General features: G+C 39.7%; 26 protein-coding genes and 1 pseudogene. 3 read left to right on the top strand and 24 right to left on the bottom strand.

Annotated elements, in window-relative coordinates; all coding sequences use genetic code 11:
* Positions 1 to 79 precede the first annotated feature (79 nt).
* The 9 genes and pseudogenes from AC4J95_RS02360 to galE all read right to left on the bottom strand — a co-directional run bounded on the left by AC4J95_RS02360 (position 80) and on the right by galE (position 9,112).
* Positions 80 to 1,388, bottom strand: a pseudogene (locus AC4J95_RS02360) (cation:dicarboxylate symporter family transporter).
* Positions 1,389 to 1,938: 550 nt separating this feature from the next.
* Positions 1,939 to 2,382, bottom strand: coding sequence for a DUF3788 family protein (locus AC4J95_RS02355; protein ID WP_494548449.1), 444 nt, complete (start codon positions 2,380 to 2,382; stop codon positions 1,939 to 1,941).
* 34 nt (positions 2,383 to 2,416) lie between these two features.
* On the bottom strand, positions 2,417 to 3,439 hold the full coding sequence (gene tsaD, locus AC4J95_RS02350) for a tRNA (adenosine(37)-N6)-threonylcarbamoyltransferase complex transferase subunit TsaD (RefSeq protein WP_494548448.1): 1,023 nt from the start codon (positions 3,437 to 3,439) through the stop codon (positions 2,417 to 2,419).
* Positions 3,432 to 3,857 (bottom strand): ribosomal protein S18-alanine N-acetyltransferase, encoded by a 426-nt coding sequence (gene rimI, locus AC4J95_RS02345; protein ID WP_494548447.1) that lies wholly within the window; start codon positions 3,855 to 3,857, stop codon positions 3,432 to 3,434. The genes tsaD and rimI (AC4J95_RS02345) overlap by 8 nt, the downstream gene beginning before the upstream one ends.
* Positions 3,858 to 4,406 carry a ribosomal protein S18-alanine N-acetyltransferase gene (gene rimI / locus AC4J95_RS02340; RefSeq protein WP_494548446.1) on the bottom strand — a complete coding sequence of 183 codons (549 nt, stop codon included), beginning with the start codon at positions 4,404 to 4,406 and terminating at the stop codon, positions 3,858 to 3,860. It abuts the gene before it with no gap.
* Positions 4,390 to 5,097, bottom strand: a complete 708-nt coding sequence (gene tsaB / locus AC4J95_RS02335; RefSeq protein ID WP_494548445.1) for a tRNA (adenosine(37)-N6)-threonylcarbamoyltransferase complex dimerization subunit type 1 TsaB — start codon at positions 5,095 to 5,097, stop codon at positions 4,390 to 4,392. Before tsaB ends, rimI (AC4J95_RS02340) begins: the two co-directional genes overlap by 17 nt.
* 536 nt (positions 5,098 to 5,633) lie before the next feature.
* Positions 5,634 to 6,617: a LacI family DNA-binding transcriptional regulator gene (locus AC4J95_RS02330; RefSeq protein WP_494548444.1), complete on the bottom strand. Its 984-nt coding sequence runs from the start codon at positions 6,615 to 6,617 to the stop codon at positions 5,634 to 5,636.
* Positions 6,618 to 6,629: 12 nt separating this feature from the next.
* Complete coding sequence (gene galT / locus AC4J95_RS02325; RefSeq protein WP_494548443.1) at positions 6,630 to 8,111, bottom strand: UDP-glucose--hexose-1-phosphate uridylyltransferase; 1,482 nt, start codon at positions 8,109 to 8,111, stop codon at positions 6,630 to 6,632.
* 11 nt (positions 8,112 to 8,122) lie between these two features.
* Positions 8,123 to 9,112: a UDP-glucose 4-epimerase GalE gene (galE, locus tag AC4J95_RS02320; protein ID WP_494548442.1), complete on the bottom strand. Its 990-nt coding sequence runs from the start codon at positions 9,110 to 9,112 to the stop codon at positions 8,123 to 8,125.
* Positions 9,113 to 9,263: 151 nt separating this feature from the next.
* Between galE and AC4J95_RS02315 the strand changes: the two genes are divergently transcribed.
* On the top strand, positions 9,264 to 9,431 hold the full coding sequence (locus AC4J95_RS02315) for a DUF3042 family protein (RefSeq protein WP_102872638.1): 168 nt from the start codon (positions 9,264 to 9,266) through the stop codon (positions 9,429 to 9,431).
* Between the two features lie 29 nt (positions 9,432 to 9,460).
* On the opposite strand, the gene AC4J95_RS02310 is transcribed toward AC4J95_RS02315, so the two are convergent.
* From AC4J95_RS02310 to AC4J95_RS02260, 11 genes are all read right to left on the bottom strand, one after another.
* The gene (locus tag AC4J95_RS02310; protein ID WP_494548441.1) at positions 9,461 to 11,230 is read right to left on the bottom strand and encodes an FAD/NAD(P)-binding protein; all 1,770 of its coding nucleotides are present in this window, start codon (positions 11,228 to 11,230) and stop codon (positions 9,461 to 9,463) included.
* A gap of 230 nt (positions 11,231 to 11,460) precedes the next feature.
* The gene (yidA, locus tag AC4J95_RS02305) at positions 11,461 to 12,276 is read right to left on the bottom strand and encodes a sugar-phosphatase (protein WP_494548440.1); all 816 of its coding nucleotides are present in this window, start codon (positions 12,274 to 12,276) and stop codon (positions 11,461 to 11,463) included.
* A 254-nt stretch (positions 12,277 to 12,530) separates the two neighbouring features.
* A complete protein-coding gene (locus AC4J95_RS02300) occupies positions 12,531 to 12,932 on the bottom strand; it encodes a rhodanese-like domain-containing protein (RefSeq protein WP_316403393.1) in 402 nt (133 codons plus the stop codon).
* 26 nt (positions 12,933 to 12,958) lie between these two features.
* Positions 12,959 to 13,915: an ROK family glucokinase gene (locus AC4J95_RS02295; protein ID WP_316403392.1), complete on the bottom strand. Its 957-nt coding sequence runs from the start codon at positions 13,913 to 13,915 to the stop codon at positions 12,959 to 12,961.
* A 1-nt stretch (position 13,916) separates the two neighbouring features.
* The gene (locus AC4J95_RS02290; RefSeq protein WP_010746043.1) at positions 13,917 to 14,123 is read right to left on the bottom strand and encodes a YqgQ family protein; all 207 of its coding nucleotides are present in this window, start codon (positions 14,121 to 14,123) and stop codon (positions 13,917 to 13,919) included.
* 201 nt (positions 14,124 to 14,324) lie between these two features.
* A complete protein-coding gene (locus AC4J95_RS02285; protein ID WP_494548439.1) occupies positions 14,325 to 14,993 on the bottom strand; it encodes a rhomboid family intramembrane serine protease in 669 nt (222 codons plus the stop codon).
* Between the two features lie 41 nt (positions 14,994 to 15,034).
* A complete protein-coding gene (locus AC4J95_RS02280) occupies positions 15,035 to 15,574 on the bottom strand; it encodes a 5-formyltetrahydrofolate cyclo-ligase (protein WP_494548438.1) in 540 nt (179 codons plus the stop codon).
* A gap of 56 nt (positions 15,575 to 15,630) precedes the next feature.
* Positions 15,631 to 16,623, bottom strand: coding sequence for a GDSL-type esterase/lipase family protein (locus tag AC4J95_RS02275; RefSeq protein WP_494548437.1), 993 nt, complete (start codon positions 16,621 to 16,623; stop codon positions 15,631 to 15,633).
* Between the two features lie 98 nt (positions 16,624 to 16,721).
* Positions 16,722 to 17,708: a FecCD family ABC transporter permease gene (locus AC4J95_RS02270; protein ID WP_494548436.1), complete on the bottom strand. Its 987-nt coding sequence runs from the start codon at positions 17,706 to 17,708 to the stop codon at positions 16,722 to 16,724.
* A complete protein-coding gene (locus AC4J95_RS02265) occupies positions 17,705 to 18,688 on the bottom strand; it encodes a FecCD family ABC transporter permease (RefSeq protein WP_494548435.1) in 984 nt (327 codons plus the stop codon). The genes AC4J95_RS02270 and AC4J95_RS02265 overlap by 4 nt, the downstream gene beginning before the upstream one ends.
* A 3-nt stretch (positions 18,689 to 18,691) precedes the next feature.
* Positions 18,692 to 19,480 carry an ABC transporter ATP-binding protein gene (locus AC4J95_RS02260; protein ID WP_494548434.1) on the bottom strand — a complete coding sequence of 263 codons (789 nt, stop codon included), beginning with the start codon at positions 19,478 to 19,480 and terminating at the stop codon, positions 18,692 to 18,694.
* A gap of 159 nt (positions 19,481 to 19,639) precedes the next feature.
* On the opposite strand from AC4J95_RS02260, the gene AC4J95_RS02255 reads away from it, so the two are divergent.
* Entirely contained in the window at positions 19,640 to 20,566 is a 927-nt protein-coding gene (locus AC4J95_RS02255) for an ABC transporter substrate-binding protein (RefSeq protein ID WP_494548433.1), read from the top strand.
* Between the two features lie 59 nt (positions 20,567 to 20,625).
* On the opposite strand, the gene AC4J95_RS02250 is transcribed toward AC4J95_RS02255, so the two are convergent.
* Positions 20,626 to 21,360: a DUF6681 family protein gene (locus AC4J95_RS02250; RefSeq protein WP_494548432.1), complete on the bottom strand. Its 735-nt coding sequence runs from the start codon at positions 21,358 to 21,360 to the stop codon at positions 20,626 to 20,628.
* Positions 21,357 to 21,767: a hypothetical protein gene (locus AC4J95_RS02245; protein WP_494548431.1), complete on the bottom strand. Its 411-nt coding sequence runs from the start codon at positions 21,765 to 21,767 to the stop codon at positions 21,357 to 21,359. The genes AC4J95_RS02250 and AC4J95_RS02245 overlap by 4 nt, the downstream gene beginning before the upstream one ends.
* Before the next feature lie 271 nt (positions 21,768 to 22,038).
* On the opposite strand from AC4J95_RS02245, the gene AC4J95_RS02240 reads away from it, so the two are divergent.
* Positions 22,039 to 23,379 (top strand): ISL3 family transposase, encoded by a 1,341-nt coding sequence (locus AC4J95_RS02240; protein WP_494548430.1) that lies wholly within the window; start codon positions 22,039 to 22,041, stop codon positions 23,377 to 23,379.
* A gap of 116 nt (positions 23,380 to 23,495) precedes the next feature.
* On the opposite strand, the gene rpmG is transcribed toward AC4J95_RS02240, so the two are convergent.
* Together rpmG and AC4J95_RS02230 are read right to left on the bottom strand one after the other, a co-directional pair.
* The gene (gene rpmG / locus AC4J95_RS02235) at positions 23,496 to 23,645 is read right to left on the bottom strand and encodes a 50S ribosomal protein L33 (protein WP_010740369.1); all 150 of its coding nucleotides are present in this window, start codon (positions 23,643 to 23,645) and stop codon (positions 23,496 to 23,498) included.
* A 123-nt stretch (positions 23,646 to 23,768) separates the two neighbouring features.
* Complete coding sequence (locus AC4J95_RS02230) at positions 23,769 to 24,242, bottom strand: glutathione peroxidase (RefSeq protein ID WP_316403382.1); 474 nt, start codon at positions 24,240 to 24,242, stop codon at positions 23,769 to 23,771.
* Positions 24,243 to 24,345: the final 103 nt, after the last annotated feature.

Raw genomic sequence — 24,345 nt, 5'->3', positions numbered from 1 at the left:
TGAATAAAAAGAAAGTAGCAACCCACCTTTTCAATTTATTTAAAAAACTTCCTCAATGAGATTCGAGGAAGTCATCAATCTATTTTACTTGTGATAATTTAATGCGATTCAACTTGCATGTAACCGCGCTAGCTACCACGCCGCCATTCAAGTTGATTGCTGTACGTCCCATATCGATCAGCGGTTCTACCGCGATAAAAACACCTACTAATCCCACAGGCAGTCCTAAAGCCGACAGAGAAATAATCGTTGCTACTGTCCCGCCTCCGCCTGTTCCTGCAATGCCAAAAGAAGTCATAGCAATGATAAAGCAAGAACTGCGGAGATAACGGATTAATTCCTTGTGTCATAGCTACAATCGCAATAATGATGCCGGGATAGACACCCGCGCAGCCATTCATTCCCATCGATGTCGCAAAAGAAGCTGCCAAACTTGATACACCGCGGGGAATATTCAATTCGTCCTGCATCTCGATATTCATCGGCATCGATCCTGCACTTGACGCTGTGATAAAGGCAAAAGAAAGAACCGGGAAGGCTTTTGCCAAATATCGAACTGGCGGCAGTCCACAAATCCATAGAATCAGTAGCTGGATCAGGAACATGATCAACATTCCGATATAGGAAACCGCAAAGAATTTCGCCAGCTTCAGTACCGCTGTAACATCATTATTGACAATTGTCGCAATCATGATCGCTAAAACAGCATACGGCGCATAGGAAATGAATAGACGAACCACCGACATAATAATTTCATAGGCACTATCAAGAAAATCTTTGAATAATTGTGCCTCTTTGACTTTTTTATCTTTGATTTTCAGGTAGGCGATCCCCAAGAAGAAAGCAAAAATCACGACACCCAAAGTAGCACTAGCACGTTGTCCCGTTAAGTCAAAGAAGGGATTCGATGGAAAGATCGCAATTATTTTTTGCGGCATCGTTAATGTCTGCTCTCCACCAGAAACATAACTTTTCTGAATCTCGTTAGCCGAATGTAACGCAGTTTGAGAAATATTAAAGGAATTTCCATCAATATTTGAAAAATAGCCAGTCACGATTCCGACCATTCCAGCAACTCCGGCAGTAACAATCAACGTCCCAATAATCGACATTCCGACTTTCAATACATTTGTTTTGATTTCAATTTTCGTAAAAGCCAATAGAACACAGACAAGGATCAGTGGAACTGCGATCATTTGCAGTAATTTTACATAGACACTGCCAATAATTCCGATCCAATCTGCTAAAACTACACCATCTGCCTCAGATAGAATTTGATTAAAAGCCAAACCTAAAATAATCCCAATGGCTAAAGCAATGACAACTCGCTTAGAAAATGACCATTTCAATTTCTTTAAGTAGATTAATCCATACAAAGAAGCCAACACGATTAAAAACGATACTGCTAATAACACCCAATCACTCCATTTCAAATTGTTTGATAAAGATCACCGATCTTTCAATTTGAGTTCCCACAGGAGGTAACATTTCATTGTTTAAGCGATTTCATTTCGTGCAAGTGATTTGTTTCACATAAATAATGAATGATATCTATAAAATATGAATCTACTTCCTTAGAAACTCTAAGTTCTACTTTTGATCAAAGTCACTGATGCCGTAAATTCATCATTCTCATCCTCCATTCCATTACTACTCACTTGCTAAAATAGTATAAATCTATAACAACTATCACACAATTAAGATAAGAGATTTATCACTAAAAAGCACATCTTTTTTTCGTATCTATAAATTAAAAAAAGTACCTCTTCCAAAAAAATTTATTATTGTCATTTTGCAATGATGAATGTTCTAGACATAAGAATCGAGTACTAGCTTTAGATCGGCTTGCGTCAATAGCAACAGTCAGGCTTGAATAAGTTTGTGAAATCATTTTTTCACGTAAAAAAAAGCAGCTAAAATTTAAGCTGCTTGTAACTACTATTTTTTTCTCAGTTTTCGAACCCGCAAGGAAATCAGATACTTTAGATCCGTAAAATCTTGTTCGGAAGCAAGTTCAATGACAAACCAATGACCACCCATTACAGTTTTGTTTTCATTAAAAGTTTGCTGCACTGATTTTGACATTGAAGGAATATTTCTAGATAGTTCCTCATCGAAAAGATCAGATACGACAACCATCATTCTTACATAGTCCGCTTGAAGGTAAATCGTGCCAAAATTCACGCCATACTTTTTCGCCTTCAAATGCCAACCACCGAATCGCCCCTTTTCCTTTGAATACTCAATGGAAAATTTTGGCTGGTATTCTTCAGATAGATAGTCCAATAATCTTTCAAAATAAGTATCGGACGCAAATTCTTTCATCTGATCCAATGTCGGTTGCGTGTCAATCGAGTATTTTTCTTGCCAGGTTTGGTTCATCTAATCGCCTCCTCGGCTCCATTATAACAAGCGATTAAATATGCTGAAAGGCTAAACTTGGATCAGCGTTCAAACCCATTCCTGCAAAATGACCTTTTTGCAATTCGACATGAGCCGCCGCTCCTATCATCGCCGCATTGTCGCCGCATAAGCGTAATGGCGGTACGATCAACTTCATAGCTGGCAGCTGTGCGCTGATCACAGCAGACATTGTTTCTCGCAAACCTTGATTCGCTGCGACACCGCCGGCGACGATCAATTGTTTGACTGGATAAGCTTTGCAGGCCTTAATCGTTTTGGTGACTAATACTTCAACAACACTTGCCTGAAAGCTGGCAGCCAAATTTTTTCTATCCAATTCTTCGCCGCGTTGTTCGGCATTATGAGTCAAATTGATAAACGCACTTTTTAAGCCACTGAAGCTGAAATCAAAATTGTCTTCTTTAATCATGGCACGAGGAAAGTCATAGGTATCTTCACCTTGATGTGCTAATTCATCGATCTCTTTTCCGCTAGGATAGCTCAATCCCAACACACGTCCAACCTTATCATAGGCCTCTCCAGCCGCATCATCCCGGGTTTCGCCGATGATTTCAAAGGAACCATCTTCCTCCATATAGACTAATTCGGTGTGTCCGCCGCTAACAAGTAAAGCCATTAAAGGAAACTCTAAAGGCTCAACTAAGCGAGCTGCATAAATGTGCCCTGCCATATGATTGATTGGCAGCAAAGGCAGTCCGTTCGCCCAAGCAAAAGCTTTTGCGGCACTTAGACCGATCAATAAAGCGCCCACCAACCCTGGACCATAAGTTACGGCAACAGCCTTAAGGTCTTTTGCGGAAACATCAGCTTCAGCTAATGCTTCTTCAATACAAATTGTAATTTGTTCGACATGATGACGGCTGGCTACTTCAGGTACCACCCCGCCAAAACGTTTGTGACTCTTGATTTGCGACGCCACAATATTTGAAAGAATTTTTTCGCCGTTTTCTACGACTGCAACACTGGTTTCATCGCAGCTGCTTTCAATCGCCAAAATAAGTTCTGTTTCATTCATTTGAATTTCCTACTTTCAAAGACATCAACACTGCATCTTCTGAGGGGTGCTGATAATAATTTTTCCGCTTTCCAACTACCTGAAAGCCAAACTTCTCATAAAAAAGACGCGCCTCTTGATTCGAAGCACGTACTTCTAAAAAAATACTCGCTATTCCCTGCGATTCTGCATGCTCAATCAAACGTTCCATTAACCTGCTGCCGTGCCCTTGGCCTTTTTCTTCAGAGGCAATATTAGTAATTTCAATTTCATCACATACTTGATGAAAACCTAGAAATGCAGTAATGTCAGAGCCTTCTGTGAAATAAAAGCTGTGGGACTGCTCTAAATCACTAGCAAATTGAGCTTCGTTCCACGGAGAATCAAACGTATATGCTCTTTGACTGATCTGCCAAAATCTTTTCGCTGCATCTTTCAATTAGTTCACTTCCAAACGCTTGATCATGTCCAGCGCATCCTCATTGTTCTCAGTGTAATAATTCTTTCGAATATTACGAGCTGAAAATCCAAGTCGACGATACAGTCGCTGGGCATCTGTATTACTGAGACGTACCTCCAAAGATAGAGTCTCACAATCGTTCATTATAGCGAATTTTTCTACTTCGTCAATCAACAGCTTACCGATCCCACGATTTTGAAACGTTGTTCCTACCGCGATGTTGGTAATGTGAGTATCATTTCCAATAAGACGACTGCCGATAAAGCCGGCAATTTCTTCTGTTTTAGTGACGATACAGATGTAGAGATGAGGAATCGGTGAATGAATCTCTGAGAGAAAGGCGCTTTTCGTCCAAGGTGTCTCTCCAAAGTAGACATCCCGTTCTAAGGCGATCAATTCTTTGATATCCTGATCAATGATTTTCCTTAGCAAAAAATCTTCATCACCTAAGGTCACATTTTTCTCATTAAAGGGATATTGCTTTCCATAAAGAATCGTCCTTACCAGACCACTAAATTTTTTCAACATAATTATCGTCCTCTGGCTGATGTGTCTCCAGCCATTTTTCTTCTGCCTCCACTCGTTTCAAATATTCTGGAACCAATCCGTGAATATTTTCAGTCGGTTCTGCATGTAACCCTAATTTCCCCAGAACAATACCATTGGGCAAATTCACTTCGTCTGCTTCACAAATCTCCGCTTCTGGTAATGTGGACGCTATTTGATCTTTGAATTTATCCGTATCACCAATAAAGATCGCTGGTTCTTTGATTTGATCTAACAAATTAGTTAACGCGATGTGCTGGTCAGGCAAAACAGTGATCAATTGCTGGTTTTCCCAACGATACGCACCTGCATACACATTATTTCTGCGTGCATCCATCAGTGGGACGATCCATTTGCTGGTTTCGGTATTCCCAGCTAATACAGCTAGACTGGAAACAGCAGCCAACTCGATTTTCAATGTATCCGCCAATGTTTTAGCGGTCGTTACAGCAATTCGGATACCTGTATATGATCCAGGCCCCTTCGCCACAACGATCCGATCTAAATCAGCTGGTTTTAGTCCACTTGCCTGCATTACTGAATCGATCGCCGGCATCAGAGTTAAACTGTGATTCATTTTTCGATTTAATTGAAATTGAGCCAGTAGTTTCTCATCCTCTAAGACTGCCACGGCTAATGTTTGATTGGATGTATCCATCGCTAATAACTTCATAAAATTCATTTCCTCGCACATAAGATAGCAATATTTTAACACAAAGTATATTTGCATTCCTACTAACTGTTTAAAGATTTCTGCTTTCCTTAAATGCAGCTATCATGTGATGATGAAATCATTTTTCAAAGCCTATGAAAATTACTCTGCTGCTAAATTTTTTTCACCTGAATCGCAGCCACTTCGCGATAAGGAATCAACTAAGTTTCTAGAACAATTATTCATCGAGAAAATTTTATTTATTTTATCACTCAACATACTGTGAAAAGTGGAACTGGCAGCTATCTCCTTGTAAGGAGATTTTTTTCGAAAAGCGTGAAAAATACTCTTATTCTCGCTTCGCATACCATTCCACTATGTCACTTAAACAATGATTCATCGAGAAAACATTATTTACTTTATCACTCAATATACTGTGAAAGTGGAACTGGCAAAAAAGCCGAATGTTCATATACTATACGATTAGATAGTAATATGAACATTCGGTTTCCGTTCGTAAAGTATTTCTCATAAAAAACTTTACAATCAACATCAAATTATTTTGTCGAATCTCGTTGGATCAGCTTCGTTCCCAGCATGATTTTTCGTGGGACTGGAGAAAATTCTTTAGCCAGCTCTAGAATCGTCGAGACAGCCAGTTCTCCCATCCATTCAGTTTCAACTTTCACCGTCGACAAAGCTGGCGAAACGTATTTCGCTACACTGACATCGTTGAAGCCGATTACTGAAATATCTTCTGGAATACGCAGACCTGCTTCTTGGATCGCTTGCATGGCGCCTACAGCTAACGCATCACTGGAAGCAAATAACGCATTCGGCAGCTTTTGGTTATTTGCAATGAACTTCGCCATTGCCGTTTTCCCCGCTTCCATTGAAAAGGCCGCAGACAAAGTAAATTCCGGTCGGTAAAGATTGAGCTGATTCAGCTTTGTCTTGAAAGCTTTTAAACGCGGATCTTCGATAGGCTGTAAATTGTGTTTGGTTTTTTCTTCGCCTGAAAGGATACCGATTTTTTGATGCCCTTGTTGGATAAAATAATCGATCACAAGATCTAAACTTTGATCAAAATCAACTACTAGTGAATTCACACCCATATTCATTCCATCAAAATCAACGAATAATAAATTTTCATCGATTTGCTTTAATTGACGGATTTGTTCCGCATCAAATTTTCCTAAAGCAATCGTGCCGCTGACCTGAATATCCGATAATTCGTTCAATGCTTCTCTGCGAATCTGGATATTCAACTCTTCCGCTTTTTTCTCTATCCCTAAACGAATCGACAAATAATACAGATCAGCTAACTCTTCAGCTTCATCATACCATTGCACTAAGCGAATCACTGATTTGCCAATCTTGTTGGCGCGTTTATGTTTGGTATAATTCAATTCTTCCGCCACTTCAAAGATGCGCTGTTTCGTTTCTTGAGCGACGGATAATTCTTGATCATAATTCAACACACGGGATACCGTTGCCGGTGAAACACCCGCTAGCTTTGCAATATCTCGAATAGTTGCCATCGCTGCCCCCTTCTACAAAGTTTGGATAAAGCGTGTAAAGCCTTCTTGACCTTCAACATCGCGCTTAAAGACACCCGCATCTTCTAGAACCCGGGCGAAAACTGCTCCTACAGCTTTTTTTACAATTTCGGTCACGTTCTCAGATGTTATTTGATTTTCAGCTTTCAATCGACCGGCCCATTCTACATGATAATCAGCGATCGCATTTTCTTCAGCCAATAAATACTTTTCTACCTCTTTTAGTTCTGGTTCTAAGCGCGGCGGCAGAACAGCCAATCCCATCACCTCAATCAAACCGATGTTTTCCTTCTTGATGTGCTGTACATCAGGATGGGGATGAAAAATGCCATCGGGAAATTCAGCTGATACATTGTTGTCACGTAAAACCAGGTCCATTTCAAATAAATCATCTTTACGACGAGCAATTGGTGTAATCGTATGATGAGGGATTCCGTCTGCTGTCTGAGCAACGATCTGCAAGGCTTCATCCGAATAAACTTGCCATTTTTCAAAAATCATCTGACTTGCTTCAATCAAGTCTTTTTGATTTTTTCCTTGTAAGCGAATGACTGACATCGGCCATTTGACGATTCCTGCTTTGACATTTGGGAAATCTTTCAGTCCAAACGTTCGTTCCATTTCAGCTACAGCCATCGGGAATGTATGCCGTCCGCCTTGATAATGGTCGTGAGAAAGAATAGAACCGCCAACAATTGGCAAATCAGCATTTGACCCGACGAAATAATGCGGCAAGACCTCAGTAATTTTTAATAAACGTTGAAACGTTGCCTTTGTGATTTTCATCGGACGATGTTCTTCTGACAAGATAATGCAGTGCTCATCATAGTATGCATAAGGTGAATATTGGAAACCCCAGCTTTCGCCATCAAGATTCATTCGAATAATACGATGATTGGTCCTTGCTGGATAATTCATCCGGCCTTTATAACCTTCATTTTCCATACACAACATACATTCGGGATAATCGACCTTCTTCATTTGTCGTTCTGCCGCGATTTGCTTTGGATCCTTTTCAGGTTTAGACAGATTAATCGTGATCTCCAACTCGCCATACGCTGTTTTAGCTGGGAAAATAATGTTGCGGGCGATCTCTCGAGTCTTGATATAATCGTTATCCTTACTCAATTTGAAGAAATAATCTGTTGCTTGAACAGGATCTTTTGAATAATACTGAGCGAAATAGGCATTCACAACAGACGGTGGTGGTGTCATCAAATCCATCAGCTGCGCCTCCAGCATATCCTTTTCAGCCTGCAGGCCATTGATCACTTTATTTTTTTCTGCTTGGATCAATAATTGATCCACTAATTCGACAGCACTTGCAGAAACACCTTGAACCTCTGCCTTTGCTAGTGAATCTTCACCAATCATAGCGATGACCCGATTTTCTAAATACAAACGATCCATTTCCATCCAACCGCCTGATTGAATGGCTAACGAAATAAAATCTCTGATTGTTTGACTGATTGACACGTAATTTCCTCCTAGTCTTCATACCCATGTGGATGACTGACATGCCAATTCCACGCTGTTTCAATGATCGCTTTGATGTCGGTATATTCCGGATTCCAGCCCAATGTTTCTTTGACTTTCTCGCTTGAGGCCACTAAACGACTTGGATCTCCCGCACGGCGAGGACCAATCTCCGCAGCAATCTCTTTGCCAGTAACTTCGCGAGCCGCATCTAGCATCTCTTTGACTGAATAACCATTGTTTGAACCAAGATTAAAGAAATTGCTTGGATTTCCGGCTTTTAAGTATTCCAAAGCAAGGATATGCGCCGCAGCCAAGTCTTCTACTTGAACGTAATCGCGGATACAAGTACCATCTGGTGTATCATAATCATCGCCAAAAATCGTCAAATGCTCTCTTTGACCTAGAGCAACTTGTAAAATGATTGGTACTAAATGCGTTTCTGGATCGTGATCTTCACCAATGCTTGCATCAGCTTTTGCGCCAGCAACATTGAAGTAACGTAAGGCAACATAACGCATACCATAAGCATTGTCACACCATTTCATCATTTTCTCCATCATTAACTTGCTCTCACCATAAGGATTTGTTGGATTCGTTGGCACTTCTTCAGTAATCGGTGAAACACCTGGTTCGCCATAAGTCGCAGCGGTTGAAGAGAAGACGATGTTTTTAACGCCAAATTCTTCCATCACCTCTAGTAAGCTTTCCATGCCAACAACATTATTATTGAAGTATTTCAAAGGTTTCTCAACAGATTCGCCGACTAATGAACTAGCTGCAAAATGCACAACACCTTCAATCGGTTCTTTAGTAAAGACTTCCCTCATAAATGCTTTATCTCGACAATCCCCTTCATAAAATCGTGCATCTGGATGTACAGCTTCACGATGACCGGTTAGTAAATTATCCACCACTACGACATCATATTTTTGTGAAGCCAATTTATCTACCGTATGAGAACCAATGTACCCTGCGCCGCCTAAAACTAAAATTGCCATTTGATCTACTCCTGTCATTTCTATTTTTATTTAGTAAACAAATTATAATTTGTTTACTAAATAAAATCAAGTGGTTTTTCCATTCGTTAAACTTTTCATTTTTGAAGTTTTGCTTCATAATGAAGGTATAGAAAGAAAGGGTGATGAAACGATGCGTAAATTTGCTTCAGGATTCGTTACTGGTACTTTAGCTGCGGCAGCAGTTGTTGCGGGCGTAGTGATGGGTGTTAAAAAGAAAGTGATCGACCCGATCGAAGAAAAAGAATCAAAAATCGATGAAAATCGTAAAAAAGCTCGTAGAAAACGAATCGCACGATAAAAAAAGAAAGCCCCGCGGCTTTCTTTTTTTTATTGATAAATGCCAGAGACAATTTGATTCGCTAAATAAAAAACTCGATCATCGCTCTTTGGACGAGGAGAGGCTGCGTTCAACCAGTCCAAACCTTCGAGGGGAATCCCGTAACAAAATATATGCGGCTGAACATTCCCAGCTTGATCAACTACTTGGTGGGTTTTACGCATAACTTGTAAGGCCCCGGTCTCGTGTTCTTCACCGTCAAAAGTTAAACTATGCGGTGCTATATAGCCCTTTTCCCGCATCTTAATCAATAAAGGATTCTTCGTTCGCCTCAATGTAGTTGCAGGCAAACGCGCTTCAATCAAGTTTTTAGTTTTAAATGAACGTTTAGTATCCTTTTTACTATAGACAAAAAAGTCACCTGCTTTTCTTTCTACAACCATTTCTGGTGCTAAGAACTCGATAATTCCAGCCTCAACCAAGGCAAGTAATTGTTTTTGTCGAATCACTGGGGCACCAATCGTCAGAAAACTGTAGCTTCGATTAAATGATCCAAAAAAATCATCATAATATTCTTTCGCAGAGAATTTTTCGTGATCCAACATGTAGTTAAAAGGGTCTTGTATTTCTTTGTAGGTGTCGATGGCCGTCGCAACTGCCCCATTACAATTACCCAACTCCGCCTCAGCGATGTCCTTTTTCAAGTATGTTTGGATAAATGCTGGAAAATCTTGGGCAACGACTTCTTTCGCCGGGTCAAATAGTACCGTCCAGTCCAGACGATCCTCGATAGGTATGTGATAATTTTGTAAAACTACTTCCCGATCTCCTGTGCGATAATCTTTCAAAAACTCGTTTAAATCAATTTCTGCATCTGCTAGTTTTTGTTGATAATAGGCCAACTCTGCTTCTTTTTTCAGTAAATCAAACAATTCTGCCGCACTACCCTGAAACTGCTCCATAAATGCTTCTGTCAAAATCTGCGGATTAGCGTCTTCACCAGGATTTTTCTGATTATTAGGACGCGCATGATATGGCAAGCTTCTACCAGATCCTACAATCAAATGCTGTTCATTTCCTGATGGTTCATAACGCAAACAATCATTCTCTTCAATAAAACTTCCACCCCATTTGGCAACGAATAGCGCAATATAATCAAAAAAGCTTAATCCTAACCCGCGCAGAACCACGTTTTCCCCATCCACTAAAGAGTCAAGCGGAGTATCTGATGGATTTCCTGGGCCTTGATAGAAAAGTCCATTTTCTTCAGCAAAATTTTGATTTTTTGCTTCCTCGCTAGTCAAATAATTTGCAGAATGTCCTGTCGCTAAAATGACATCTGTTACTTGATAATCCTTATTGGTTTGAATAGTTACAGTTCCTTTTGAAAAAGTCAGATCTATGACTTTTTCCTTAATCAGATGAACTGTGACATTCACCGGTAGATTTTTTTGTAGTTCGTCAAAAAACCAGCATTGATAGACCCCATAATAACGCCGCTGACAATAATCATTTTTTTCTAGATTTGTTTCAGATAAGAATTCCTCTCCACGTTCGAAAGTTTCTAAATAACTAGGTGCTTCTTTCCGATTCCATTCTGCCAAATTCGGCCCTTCATCCTCGGAAAATAAAGTCACATACTGCATAACCGTGTTCATGATAACTTGATCACTCTGATCTTTACGCCAAACATTGCCGCCTGGCCCATCTGGATCAAAAAGCAGCAAGTCAATTTTTTCACTCTTGGGTGCTTGCTTGATTAACCGATCTAATGCGATCAATCCATACGGGCCCGCCCCAATAATTGCAATTTTTTTCATAGGTTTTCTCCATTGTATATAGTTTCGTCTCTTTTAGAGTAGTGAAAAATGAACGAATAAGCAATGACTAACTTAGATTCGATACATCATTTTTCTCTTTTCATGGATTCTGATTAACCTCATGATCTACAATTGATTGCTAGATCAGAAATATCTTGCAAAGCTTGATTCTCAGCTATGTCTGAGACAAAAAAATTTCTGATGACTATTTCACCAGAAATTCATAGTAACTATTTTAATACAAAGCGTTCAAAAGCTTCTTTGACACCATCTTCTAAGTTTGTTGCAACTGTGTAATCAGCAGCAGCTTTAATTGTTTCACTGGCATTTCCCATTGCAATACCAGTTCCAGCGAACTCGATCATTGACAAATCATTCTCTGCATCGCCGATCGCCATAACTTCAGACTGCTTGATTCCTAAATGTTCGCTTAAATCCTTCAATGCTAGTCCTTTACTTGCATTAGGATTTAAGACTTCAAGAAAGTACGGGGTACTCCGAACAATCGTGTATTTCTCAAAATACTCAGCTGGAATTTTTTTGAAGGCTGCGCTTAAAATTTCCGGATCATCGATCATCATCATCTTGATTGGAAGAATTTTTTCAGCTGAGATCTCTTCAGGTGTCCGATAATGCAAAGGCATGTTTACCAAATAAGATTCCAAAATTGTATAAGGACTAATATCCCGATTTGACGTATACATTTCTTTTTTATCCGCGAGATGAAGATGAACATCTAATAATCGAGCTAAGTGGTCAATCTCTAAATAGTCTTCCCGCGTTAAGCTATGCTCAGAAACAATATCCCACGTTTTCGTATTTAAAACCAAAGCACCATTGTAGGTAATAATGTAATCGTCTGCTTGATTCAACTCTAGAACATCTAATTGGGCTCTTGTTCCCGATAACGGACGTCCCGTCGAAAGAACGACATAGACTCCTGCTTCGCGAGCGGTCTTAATAGCGTCGACTACTGGTTGGTTGATTTCGTGGTGGTCATTCAATAGTGTTCCATCCAAATCGATGGCAACAAGTTTTATACTCATAAGTTTCTCCTGTCTCTAATAAAAATTTGCCTTTTCAAAAAAAAAAAAAGCGTTTCATTTTCCAATGATATTTTCTGTAAAGTCTCCAAAGTCCATCATAATTGTAATTCAACTTTGAGTCAATTTATTGAAAACTGCAGATTGATTCAATTTTTTATCTTTTGATCTTCTACTGAACGATCAATCTAGCCGGATTACTATTACTAAAATGATAATTATAAAAAACGGCTAGATAAGCATCCAGCCGTCACTGATTAATCGATTTTTTTCTGTTTGACTTTTCCAGTCCATTCCTGCATGCCGCCTTTAAGAATGAACAAATCTTTGTAGCCTTTTTTACGAAGCAGATTGGCTGCACGAGCACTGACCGCTTTATTATGGTCATAGATATAAACAGGCTGGTCTTTTCTTAAAGAGCTGTAAGTTTCTTTCAGCATACTATAAGGAAAGCTACGAGCTCCTAAAATATGTTTTGCATTGAACTCATCACGTTCACGAACATCGATGATTTGTGCTTTGCGCATTCCTGCTTGAAATTCTTCTTGCGGAATAATTTTTGCTGAGCGTCTCATCATGATCCGCACAAATAGCTCATAAAGACCGTATAAGACGATCACCGAGATTAGTACAATATTAATTTTCCACCAAATTGACATTACTTGATTCCTCTCTTACCTTTAGTCTATTTAGCCAATGAAGCCGCGCCGATGACACCAGCTTCATTTCCTAACTCTGCTAGTTTGATTTTTGTACTTTCGCGAACTTGCGGGAAAGTAAACTCCTTGAAATATTTTTCGATCCGGCTGCGTAAAAACTCTCCAGCTGCTGAAACGCCGCCACCAATTACGATCGTTGAAGGATTTAATGTGTTTCCGATATTTCCACAAGCTAAGCCTAAATAGAACGTTACTTTATCAACTACCATTAAGGCAAGGTCGTCATTTGCTTTTTCAGCTAGTTCAAAAACATCTTTACTAGTGATGTCTTCACCATTGTCTAAACGAGCTTTCAATTCTGAACCGCCAGCGTATTCTTCAGCTAGTTGTCGAGCGACGCGAACGACACCTGTTGCACTCGCCACAGTTTCTAAACAACCGCGTTTACCACAGGTACACTCGAAGCCGTTTGGATCAACGGTTACGTGACCGACTTCACCTGCACATCCTGCGATCCCGTGAAGCAGTTGGCCGTTCATTACGATCCCGCCGCCGACGCCTGTGCCTAAGGTCATAAAGACAACATCTGGTTCATTATCGCCAGCGCCTTTCCAACGTTCGCCTAAAGCTGCCACATTGGCATCGTTATCGATACTAAACTTAATTTTCGTACCCTTTTCAATCTCACTTTTGACTTGTTGTAGAGTCGTCCAGTTCAGGTTGTACGCACCAATAACAGTCCCTGCTTCAATATCGACACTACCAGGAGTTCCCATACCGATACCGATAAACTGCTCAGGCTTCATATCATATAAAGACAAATGATGATTGATTGAATCGATAATGTCTGGCACTATGTGTGACCCATCATCTAAAATATTCGTTTCGATGCTCCATTTTTGTTGAATTTCGCCGGCTTCAGTCAAAATCGCAAATTTAACTGTCGTTCCGCCTAAGTCAATACCTAATAATTTTTTATCCACTCTAGTCACCTTCTCGACTTTCTTCAATGTGATGTTCTCGTTTTAAAATGCCCCAACCTTGCAAATAAGTGTCCCGATCAATTACGCGACTCTCATATAAATTCTTCAATTCGATCTGCATCAATTCGATATCATAAATCCGTTTTCCAACGTAAACATAGATGCCAAATTGTTTTAATAGCTGCTGCACATCATACAAACTTTCCATCAAACCACATCCCTAGTATTATACAGAAAAAAAAACTTTTTTTATAGCCTATTTTTAATTTCCTAGTTTATTTTTTAAAATAGATTATTTTGTCCACCCTATATTTTATAGTATTCGCTCCTCACTCGCAAATGAATCAAGATTATTGTTCTAATAAGGTTAAATACTTTCTAACAAAAAAGCGGACAGCTTTGTCCGCGATCATAGAAACATGTTAAATTTTCTCAAACCGAAGAAAACAAAAACAACAATGGCAAAAATAAAGAATAAAACTGAAGTAACTCGCGCACGTGTAGTAAATCGGTCCTGTGCATAAGGAACGGCTAGCGCCCAGCCTGACAATGCGCCTCCAATAATTCCGCCTAGATGCCCCCAGATATCGATTGTTGAATCAAACAAACCGAAGACGAGATTCATCATGATAAACAAAGCAAATTGGCGAGTCAACGCTTGTATCGCACCGTTATCACGATAATGCAAACCAACCACTAAAAAGGCTCCGAACAAGCCAAAGATCGCGGTGCTGGCCCCACCTGATAAAGTCGTAGGCTGATTAAAAGCAAAGCTGGCAAAGTTTCCCATGATGCCGCTTAACAAATAAATCAAGGCAAAGCGCCAATGACCAAAAATCGCTTCACACTGTTGCCCCATGTAATAAAGGACAACGCCATTCAAAGCAAAGTGCATCAAGCCGAAGTGGATGAACATAGGTGTAATGAAACGCCAGAACTGATGCTGCCAAATAACCGATGGAGCGAACATTCCTAATTGATTTTCAATCGATAGTCCGGGCAATAAGTATTGCATCACGAAAACGATCGTATTGATGACAAAAAATGTGTACATCACATATGGTTTCTCTTTTCTCATATATCTACCTCTCTCATTCTATGGATGATAATAGTACTTTACTAATTACTAAGAAATAATTGCTGGACCGGCTGATCAAATGCTTCTGTCTGCCAATCTTCCATTAATTGTTCAATAAAAACCAAACTGCATGTGTTGCCTCTGTAATTTGCTAGGTAACGATCATAATATCCTCCACCAAAACCAATGCGGTATCCGGCTCGATTGAACACCAATCCTGGAACAATCAGCAGATCCAGTTCATCTGGCTGAGCAACGGCTTCAATATCTGGCTCTTCAACACCAAATCTTGTCGTATAAAATGGCGTGTCAGGATCAACCCAATGAAAAATCATCTTGCCTTTAGGTAACGACTTAGGTACAGCAATCTTTTTTCCCATCTCAAAAGCGCGCTGAATCAGCGGAGAAGTTGGAAACTCAAATTTCGTTGCCATTGTCACGCCAATACTATCTGCCTCGCGCCAAACCTGACTTTGATATAACTTGTTTAGTACACGCGCTGCTTGAATCTGTCTCTCTTCGCTATCTGCTTTTTTTTGAAGTCGAGTGATCACGCGTTGTCGAAGTTCATCTTTCTCCATCCATTCACCTTCTTATCTAGAAATACTAACAAACTCAGCACAAAATAAAAAGGGGATTACTCCCCTTTAACGAAATCACTAGAAATTTGACGAGCGATCGCCAATCCAGCAGCTGCATTAAAATGCAGATGATCCCCGCTATCATAAATAGTTCTTAAGTGATTTTGTTCTTCAACAATCGCAGAGAAATCCCAAACTTCATGGTAATTGGCGACTAACCAGCGATTGATTTCTCTACGTAAGACTTCTTTCGATTGGTCCATCCCAGGATACCCCAAAGAAGGAGTCAGAGTACACAGTTGATATGCTACATTGTGATCCTTGCAAAGTTGAATCAAGTTTTTAATCATCTCTTGAAAGCTAGCCAAGTTTAGCTCTCCATTGATCAAATCGTTTGAACCTAGAAATAAAATGACTTTGCTGACATTACTGTGACTAGCCAAGCAAAACTTTAATCGCTTAACACTGTCATATCCATAGAAAAGACTATTTGCCTCATCTATCGGACGATCGCTGCTAGATTTCAACAGACAGCTGCCATTGATTCCTTGATTAACTAAAAAAAGATTATTAGCGCGAAATTTCCTTTGCATAGGTGCAGTCCATGTTGCGCCCTCTGTTAAAGAGTCCCCCAGTGCAATAATACATTCACCTTCAATCTCCGCCTCAATTGCTATCAGACCTGAACAAAAATCGTGTTCACCAGTCCTAGCTAAAAAATCTGCATCGGTATAAGCAAAACCACTTTCAGTCGGACTTGTTTGAAATGAGATCTGCCATTTCTTTGCCTTCGAATCAATTGAAATGGACTCAGTTTCATAAATTTCACCGGGAGAAATACAAAAGTCTGGGATTGATTGAAAGCAATCATTCGTCTGAAGAGAGAAGTTTTGAATGTGCTGCGTTTGCTTCCCGTACTCATTTGCAAAAACCAAACGAATCTTATCGACCGAAGTAATTTGTCTCATGACTATTTGAACCGAACTATTTGATTTGCTATATTGTGCGATCCCCCGTTGCGCATGGCTCCATATCGTTGTCCAACTCATTGAATTTCTCCTTTGCCTGATGTCATTCTAAAAATGCTGGAGTTAAAACAAAAAAACAGCACATATTATTTTTGCAAAAAGATGGATCATCCTCTTTGCTATTGATTACTCTTTTTTAACAGCTGCAAAATAAAGTACGGCGCTCCAATCAAAGCCACTATAACTCCCGCCGCCATTTCACCACCAGGCAAAATAACTCTCGCTAGAATATCACTGAACAGCAATAATATGCCGCCAAGCAATGCGCTCATAATCAACGTTTGATTATTCTTTCGTCCCGTGAACTGGCGTGCAATATGCGGGGCAATCAAGCCGATGAAACTGATGCTCCCGGCAATTGAGACACTTACCGCCGCCAAGCAAACCGCACATACTAAGAAGAATACTTGCGTACGTTTCAATTTTACACCTAATCCTACAGCTAGTTCATCGCCCAGTTCCAATACCTCCAAGGAGCGCCCTCGCAATAAAATCAAAGGCAACAATAAAATGATCCATGGTAATAACAACAATACATGCTGCCAAGTTGTCCCCCAGATTGTTCCAGCAAGCCACGCTGTAACAAATTGATAATTGTCCTTAGAAACTCGGATTGTGCCCATCAATGTTAAGGCCGATATTCCCGCGTTTACAGCGACTCCTGCTAACAGCAATCGATTGGGAGTAATTCGTTGAGATTGACGACCAAAATAATAAACAAGTGCCGTCGCAAAAAAACTTCCTGCACAGGCAATCAACGGTAAATACCAGCTGTTCTCGCCTGTCGCGAAAAAGCCTAAATAAATCAGAACTGTCAATCCCGCACCTGCATTAATCCCCAAAATCCCAGGGTCAGCCAAATCATTATGAGTGATTGTTTGGAACAAGTATCCAGATACCGCTAACCCCATTCCTGCCAATATCGAGACAAGCAATCGAGGGAAACGAAAATCAAAGACGATTAGTTGCTGGCTTGTTGTTGCAGTATGTTGAAAAACCTGCAGCAGGTCGCGAAAACTTAAGGGGATCGTTCCCACTGTCAGACTCAGTCCTATTCCTAGTATCAATAGGAAAAATATACAGAACCAACCGATTCTTTTCCTCATAAGCGTCCCTTCCTAATCTGTAAAAGTAAAAATGGTACACCGATGATTGTGATAATCACTCCTGCTGGTGTTTCTAAAGGCGGTGCAATCAAGCGTGAAGCAATATCCGCTACGACAAAAAATAAAGCACCAAAAATTCCGGAAGCTGGAATCACATAACGATAGTCATGTCCGACAAAGAAGCGAACCACATGTGGAACAATCAGACCAATAAAGCTGATTGTTCCTACCAAAGCCACCGAGCTTCCAGCTAGCAATAAAACAAACAGCATACTTAGCTGACGGATGCGACCTGGATTTTTTCCTAATGAGACTGCGGTTTCATCTCCTAAGCTTAACAAGGTAACTTGCGGACTGATCAAGCAAGCACCGATAATTCCCAGTAAAACCAATGGAAAAATCGTTTGTAATTGATTCCACGTAAGATTTGCGGTCCCGCCGACAAACCAAAAGGTCATATCTTGATTCAAGTCAAACAACAGACTAATACTTTGACTAACTGCCGCAAAGAAAGAACTTAGCGCGGCTCCCAGTAAAACGATGCGCACTGGTGATATACCAAAAGAAACCCTTCTAGAAACCAGATAAATTAAAAGAATTGATACTGAAGCACCAATGAAGGAACCGGTGATACCTGCAAGCGGCGATGGATTAGCACTTATTGCAAAAACAATAGCTAAACCTAATCCTGCACCTGAATTAATCCCTAACAATCCAGAATCAGCAATTGGATTGGAAGTGATCCCTTGAATCAGAGCACCAGAGATTGCAAAAGCCGCACCCACTAACACAGCCCCTAACATGCGCGGCAGCCGTAGATAGCGTACCAGCTGCTCACCTTGATTATTAGGATCAAAATTTGTCAATGCTTGAGATACATCCGACCACCTGCTGGTGACTGATCCATAACGCAAAGATAAAATCATGGCTGCTATCAACAAAATGATGACAATTGGAAAAAAATACTTTCGTTTAATCATTCGTTAATGCCCCTTTACTAGATCATAAGAAACAACTAACGGTTTATCACTATTAGGCATCGTTGCAAATGTTGCTTGAATATCAAAAAGATTCAACAATTTGTCTGCTGTAAACATTTCTTTTGGCGTTCCTTGAAAAAGCAGCTCGCCTTTTTTCATCCCTAACAAATAATCGGAGAATCGCGAAGCATGATTCAGATCATGAATCGTCATCAAAATTGTTTTTCCTTGATGATTAATTTCTTGCAGTAATTCTAAAATTTCCAATTGATGAGCGGGGTCCAAAAAAGTGATAGGCTCATCTAGAATCAGAACATCTGTATCTTGAGCCAAGGCCATAGCAATCCAAACACGCTGCTGCTGACCGCCAGATAGCGTATTCAATGTCTGATTTTTTAATACCTGCAGATTTGTCGCTTCTAATGCCCAATTAATCAATTGATGATCATGCTCTTTTAAACCCGAAAATCCTTTTTGATATGGAAAGCGTCCATAGGCTACGATTTCTTCAACAGTCAATCCACTGATTTGATTGCTCGTTTGTGACAAAGAAGCAATCTTTTGCGCGACTGCTTTCGTATCCAAACGCTGAATATTTTCACCATCAATAAAGACTTCACCCTTGGCAGGTTCGAGAATTCGTGCTAAAGCCTTTAGAAAGGTTGATTTGCCACTGCCATTTGGGCCTATCAGACTAGTGATTTGCCCTTTGGGAATTTCTACTGTGATATCGTTTACGACAATTTTTCTTTCGTATCCGATTGAAAGATCAGTGGTATTTAATTGTGTCATAGATCTTCCTCATTTCTCTGATAATCGTTCTCAATTATGACCTTTTTTGTTATCTGCGTCAACTGTCAATTAAACAAAAATCCCAGTTGACACCCTTGCTGCTTTCAGTAATAATAGCAATTGAGAATATTTCTCAATTAACTTCAAAGGAGTTTTTTTATGTTTAAAAAAATTGTTTTAGGTACCGCTTCTCTATTAGCACTATTCACCTTAGCTGCTTGTGGGCAAAGCAGTGAGAGTAAAGATACAAACAATGACGTACGGACCTTGACCGATGCACTGGATCATCAGGTCAAAATTCCAAATAAGCCCAAACGAATCATTGCCTCCTATCTAGAAGATTACTTAGTCGCGCTAGATGAAAAACCTGTTGCACAATGGACTGTTGGTGAAGGAAAAATTCAAAACTATTTACAGGATAAATTAAATGATATTCCAACGATTAACTATGACATGCCCTATGAAGATGTCTTGAAATTCGAACCTGATTTGTTATTGATCGGTTCAAACGGATCGCTTGAAGGCGGAAAATACAAAGAATACTCTAAAATTGCTCCAACCTATGTCGTAAAAAACGGGGACAATGTGACTTGGCGTGATCAATTAGAAGATATCGGCAATGTCTTAAATAAAGAAGACAAAGCCAAGCAAGTAGAAGAAGACTACGATCAACTAGTCAGTCAAACGAAAAAAGACATGAAAGAGCAAATCGATGGTAAATCTGCAGTTGTTTTATGGGTCACGAATAATTCAGCTTTCATGGTAGCGGAAAACCGTTCTAGCGGCCAATTGCTATATAAAGAGCTCGGATTTGAAGTTCCACAATTGACTAAAGATATCAGTAAAAAGGCGACTGCAGACTTTTCGCAAGTTTCATTAGAAAATCTGTCACAGCTTGACGCAGACTATATCTTCCTTGTCAATAGCGATTCTAATGCAGCAATGTTCAAGGATCCCTTGTGGAGTAATATACCAGCAGTTAAAAATAATCATCTTTATGAGTTTGATGGTGAATCCAGCTGGCTATATAATGGTCCAATTGCCTATACCAAAATGGTTGAAAGTATTCGAGATGTCTTAAAATAAAAAATACCGTTCTGATCAAAACATTCTTTGTTAAAAAGACAGTTTCGATCAGACGGTATTTATTTTTTACTGCGACGGGTCCGTGTTGTGGCCCCTTCTATCTTAGCTAGAAATTTCAATCGGTAAGGTTCATGATAACGAATGCCGTCCTTAACAAAATCCCCGCCTACAATAAACAAACCGATCGGTTTCAAAGGTTCCGTTTGTCGAATCGTTCCGATCGTTTGCAAGTCACGATAATTTTTTCCGATCTGCAACTGATAAAGCCCTGTTTCGATTTCTTTGACATAATAATAGGGATACAGCGTATTTTCCTCGATCAAGAAACCTTCTTCTTTTGTTAGGTCGCGTGTCGTAATTTCTTTATTATCAATCAGCAGCTGAATATTCTCAACTAATAGCAGCTGATAGTCCTGATTAAATTCAACAGGTATTTCTTTCGCTTGTTCAAAAACCTTCTTTTCCTTCTTATTAGGCTTTTCATTTTGAATATTGAAGGCATCATCCGGCAGATATTTAACAACCAGCTGTGTAATATCTCCTTTTACATTCTTATCCAAAAAGTAATAAAAGAAATTCAAAATAAAGAAATAGACTAAAACGAGAAATACTAACCCATATAATACTAATTGCAGATAATTCTGGTTAAGCCATAGTCCATAAACGATCCGAAGAATATATACGGTCGGTATAATACTCAGCAATGTATACGCTCGGTTGGAATACTTGGGGCTGATGTCTAAAAAGCCCAGGAATTTATTTAGTCCATTAATGATATCTAATAGTAAGGTCATTGATTATCACCTGCTTCTGATCCAGCTGGTTCATTTGCTGGTTGCTGCTGTTGTTGCGTCGATGCCGTTTGCGATTCTTCAGTTGATGATTGTTGCACAGTTGCAGAATCACTAGCGGTTGAAGGCTGAGTATTTTCTATTGAATTGTTAGCAACAGAGCTTTCTTGGACACCATTATTAACATTTGTTTCTTCATTTTGGGTTTGCTCTTCCACCGTACTTGTTTCACTAATCATGCTATTTGAATCATGAGAAGAATCGGTGGTACGCGTAGTAGATTCTGTCGTTGGTGTCGTTGCCTTCCCTTGACGATAGCTGGAATTATTTAAAATCCCCGAAGTTGTCGCAATCAAGATCGACAATGTCAAAAGAGCGATTGGCTTTAAAATCGGTGGTACCTTTCGCATCTGATCCTTCCTTTCTAAAATCATTCTGGTTAATTAGTAATTTTATCCTGCGAAAGTTAGCTTTTGTTTAGGATTCTATGAAGTTTCTATGTAGATTTCAGAAAATGTTTTGCAAACTATTACGGTTATTGAAAAAAATGGCTCTATAATATTTAGTGTTGGTGACACCTTCTGTTGCCAATACTTTTTTCTTTTTTTAATAAACGCAAACAGACACCTTGAAATCCTTTAGAATAAAGTCGACGAAAACCATTCAAAGGAGTGTTTCAAGATGTCTTATTCAGAGTTTACCAAAGAGTTACTAGATATTCTAGACCTAAATCTTACGTTTCATGAGGATGCCTTTCGCAAAGAACGAATCAATGGCGAGACATGTTTTGTTTTTGTTGGCACATTGACCTATCGACCAGAAGATTGCTTTCATTGCCACCATGAAAATGATCAAACCATCATTAAATGGGGCTGGAAGGAGGTCTCTATCTTATTAAATGACGTCAGTAACTACAAGACTATTCTGCGAATAAACAAACAACGCTTTAAGTGTAAACATTGTGGAAAAACTTTCTTAGCGGAAGATTCGGTCAGTGATCGTCGATGTTCCATTGCTCGCAGAGTCAAACAAGCCGTTCTCGAGTTGTTGAGCGAACCCCTTTCCATGTCGCTGATAGCGCGCATGAAGCACGTTTCTCCAACAACCGTCATTCGGATGCTTCGCACCCTTCGTCCTAAAACCGTTTCCTTGAACCAGTCACTACCAGAAGTATTGTGTTTTGATGAGTTCAAATCGGTGAAAAACGTCTCTGGTGCCATGAGTTTTGTCATGATGGATGGGAAAACACATCAACTATTGGATATTGTGGAAAATCGGCAACTTACACATTTGCGAGACTATTTCTTACGTTACCCCAGAAAAGTACGTGAACAGGTGCGCTTGGTTGTTTCGGACTTCTATACACCCTATCGCACATTAGTGAAAGATTGTTTTCCAAACGCCCGAATCGTCGCCGATCGTTTTCATATCAGTCAACACATTGCTCGAGCCTTTACCACTCACCGAATTCAAGTAATGAAGGCTTTTAAAAAAAGCGATAGTCGGTCAAAACATTTAAAGAAATACTGGAAACTGCTTCAAAAGAGTGCATGGGAATTGAAGGGGCAACACCGCTACTGGCGTCCATCCTTTCGTGATCATCTAACAGAAGCAGAGATAGTCGATCGACTATTATCTTATGATCACTCCTTAAAACGTGGCTACGAAGTCTACCAACATTTTCTGTCCACTATCAAAAGACGAGATGTTCCTGAATTCACCGCGCTCCTAGAGGAAAACTACAAGGAATTACCAGAACACTACCGACCAGTCTTCAAGACCTTTAAGAAATACCGAACAGAAATCAAACGAGCGTTGCGAGTTCCTTATTCCAACGGCCCTATGGAATGTTTAAACAACCATATCAAAGTACTAAAACGAATGGCCTATGGCTTTAGAAATTTTCAAAATTACCGAGAACGAATCTTTTTATATCGTGGGAAGTATTTCAAGAAAACCAAAAATACCGCAAAACTGACTAAAACCAGAACAACAACACGGTTAGACAAGAGAGCTGCCTAACCGTGTGAGTATCTCGATTATCCTATTGAATTTCTTCACCAACACTAGTTGACGAGGAGCCTAAAAATAGAAAAAAGCTAGGTTCCTAAAAAGGATCCTAGCTAGTGAACTAAAAATTATTTAACTTCTTTATGCAAAGTAACTTTGCGTTCGCGTGGGCAATATTTCATTTTTTCCAAACGATCAGGGTTGTTACGTTTGTTTTTGTTTGTTAGGTAGTTACGTTCTTTACAAGAAGTACATTCTAAAGTGATATTTACGCGCATGATTTTCCCTCCCTCGTCAAAGCAGTTTTCCAAGATATTTCTCAGACTTTGATATCATATCATGTTTCCATTTCTTTGACCAGTCTTTTTGATAATTTTGTTAAGTAGTTCTACTTGACGTTTTTAAAGCTGCGCTTCAATATCTTTGGCAATGTCTTCTGGCTTCGTTTGCGATGCATAGCGTTTTATCACGTTTCCTTCACGATCAACCAAGAACTTTGTGAAATTCCATTTGATTGCTTTGTTAAGTAAACCACCTTGCGCGCTTTTCAAATAGCTGTACAATGGGGCTTCATTTTCACCATTGACATCAATTTTTCCAAATGTTTGAAATGTCGTGTGATATTTCAACTGACAGAATTCAGCGACTTCTACATTTGTTCCTGGTGCTTGATTGCCGAATTGATTGCATGGAAAATCAAGAATTTCAAAGCCCTGATCTTTGTATTGATCATATAGATTCTGTAGGCCTTCATATTGCGGCGTGAAGCCGCAGCCCGTTGCCGTATTGACGATCAATAGAACTTTTCCCTGATAATCTGCCAATGACTTTTCAGTTCCATCGGTTTGTTTTACTTCAAAATTATATACTGACATAATTTTCACTCCTCATTCATATAAATATATTCCTTCAATGAAGCTGAAGCTTTCTTCACTGTACTACAGCTCAGCAAAACAGAAAAAGTTAAGGAGCTGAGCT

This window comes from Enterococcus sp. GPZ-007 (assembly GCF_059374735.1).
The sequence above is the reverse complement of the archived record's forward strand: the minus strand, read 5'-3'. Positions and strand labels throughout refer to the sequence as shown.

Bases quoted from the DNA above. Each gene is read 5' to 3' on its own strand.
- AC4J95_RS02355 (WP_494548449.1), bottom strand. From the start codon at position 2,382: ATGAACCAAACCTGGCAAGAAAAATACTCGATTGACACGCAACCGACA.
- tsaD (WP_494548448.1), bottom strand. From the start codon at position 3,439: ATGAATGAAACAGAACTTATTTTGGCGATTGAAAGCAGCTGCGATGAA.
- rimI (WP_494548446.1), bottom strand. From the start codon at position 4,406: ATGTTGAAAAAATTTAGTGGTCTGGTAAGGACGATTCTTTATGGAAAG.
- tsaB (WP_494548445.1), bottom strand. From the start codon at position 5,097: ATGAAGTTATTAGCGATGGATACATCCAATCAAACATTAGCCGTGGCA.
- AC4J95_RS02330 (WP_494548444.1), bottom strand. From the start codon at position 6,617: ATGGCAACTATTCGAGATATTGCAAAGCTAGCGGGTGTTTCACCGGCA.
- galE (WP_494548442.1), bottom strand. From the start codon at position 9,112: ATGGCAATTTTAGTTTTAGGCGGCGCAGGGTACATTGGTTCTCATACG.
- AC4J95_RS02315 (WP_102872638.1), top strand. From the start codon at position 9,264: ATGCGTAAATTTGCTTCAGGATTCGTTACTGGTACTTTAGCTGCGGCA.
- AC4J95_RS02310 (WP_494548441.1), bottom strand. From the start codon at position 11,230: ATGAAAAAAATTGCAATTATTGGGGCGGGCCCGTATGGATTGATCGCA.
- yidA (WP_494548440.1), bottom strand. From the start codon at position 12,276: ATGAGTATAAAACTTGTTGCCATCGATTTGGATGGAACACTATTGAAT.
- AC4J95_RS02300 (WP_316403393.1), bottom strand. From the start codon at position 12,932: ATGTCAATTTGGTGGAAAATTAATATTGTACTAATCTCGGTGATCGTC.
- AC4J95_RS02290 (WP_010746043.1), bottom strand. From the start codon at position 14,123: ATGGAAAGTTTGTATGATGTGCAGCAGCTATTAAAACAATTTGGCATC.
- AC4J95_RS02285 (WP_494548439.1), bottom strand. From the start codon at position 14,993: ATGAGAAAAGAGAAACCATATGTGATGTACACATTTTTTGTCATCAAT.
- AC4J95_RS02280 (WP_494548438.1), bottom strand. From the start codon at position 15,574: ATGGAGAAAGATGAACTTCGACAACGCGTGATCACTCGACTTCAAAAA.
- AC4J95_RS02275 (WP_494548437.1), bottom strand. From the start codon at position 16,623: ATGAGTTGGACAACGATATGGAGCCATGCGCAACGGGGGATCGCACAA.
- AC4J95_RS02270 (WP_494548436.1), bottom strand. From the start codon at position 17,708: ATGAGGAAAAGAATCGGTTGGTTCTGTATATTTTTCCTATTGATACTA.
- AC4J95_RS02265 (WP_494548435.1), bottom strand. From the start codon at position 18,688: ATGATTAAACGAAAGTATTTTTTTCCAATTGTCATCATTTTGTTGATA.
- AC4J95_RS02260 (WP_494548434.1), bottom strand. From the start codon at position 19,480: ATGACACAATTAAATACCACTGATCTTTCAATCGGATACGAAAGAAAA.
- AC4J95_RS02255 (WP_494548433.1), top strand. From the start codon at position 19,640: ATGTTTAAAAAAATTGTTTTAGGTACCGCTTCTCTATTAGCACTATTC.
- AC4J95_RS02250 (WP_494548432.1), bottom strand. From the start codon at position 21,360: ATGACCTTACTATTAGATATCATTAATGGACTAAATAAATTCCTGGGC.
- AC4J95_RS02245 (WP_494548431.1), bottom strand. From the start codon at position 21,767: ATGCGAAAGGTACCACCGATTTTAAAGCCAATCGCTCTTTTGACATTG.
- AC4J95_RS02240 (WP_494548430.1), top strand. From the start codon at position 22,039: ATGTCTTATTCAGAGTTTACCAAAGAGTTACTAGATATTCTAGACCTA.
- rpmG (WP_010740369.1), bottom strand. From the start codon at position 23,645: ATGCGCGTAAATATCACTTTAGAATGTACTTCTTGTAAAGAACGTAAC.
- AC4J95_RS02230 (WP_316403382.1), bottom strand. From the start codon at position 24,242: ATGTCAGTATATAATTTTGAAGTAAAACAAACCGATGGAACTGAAAAG.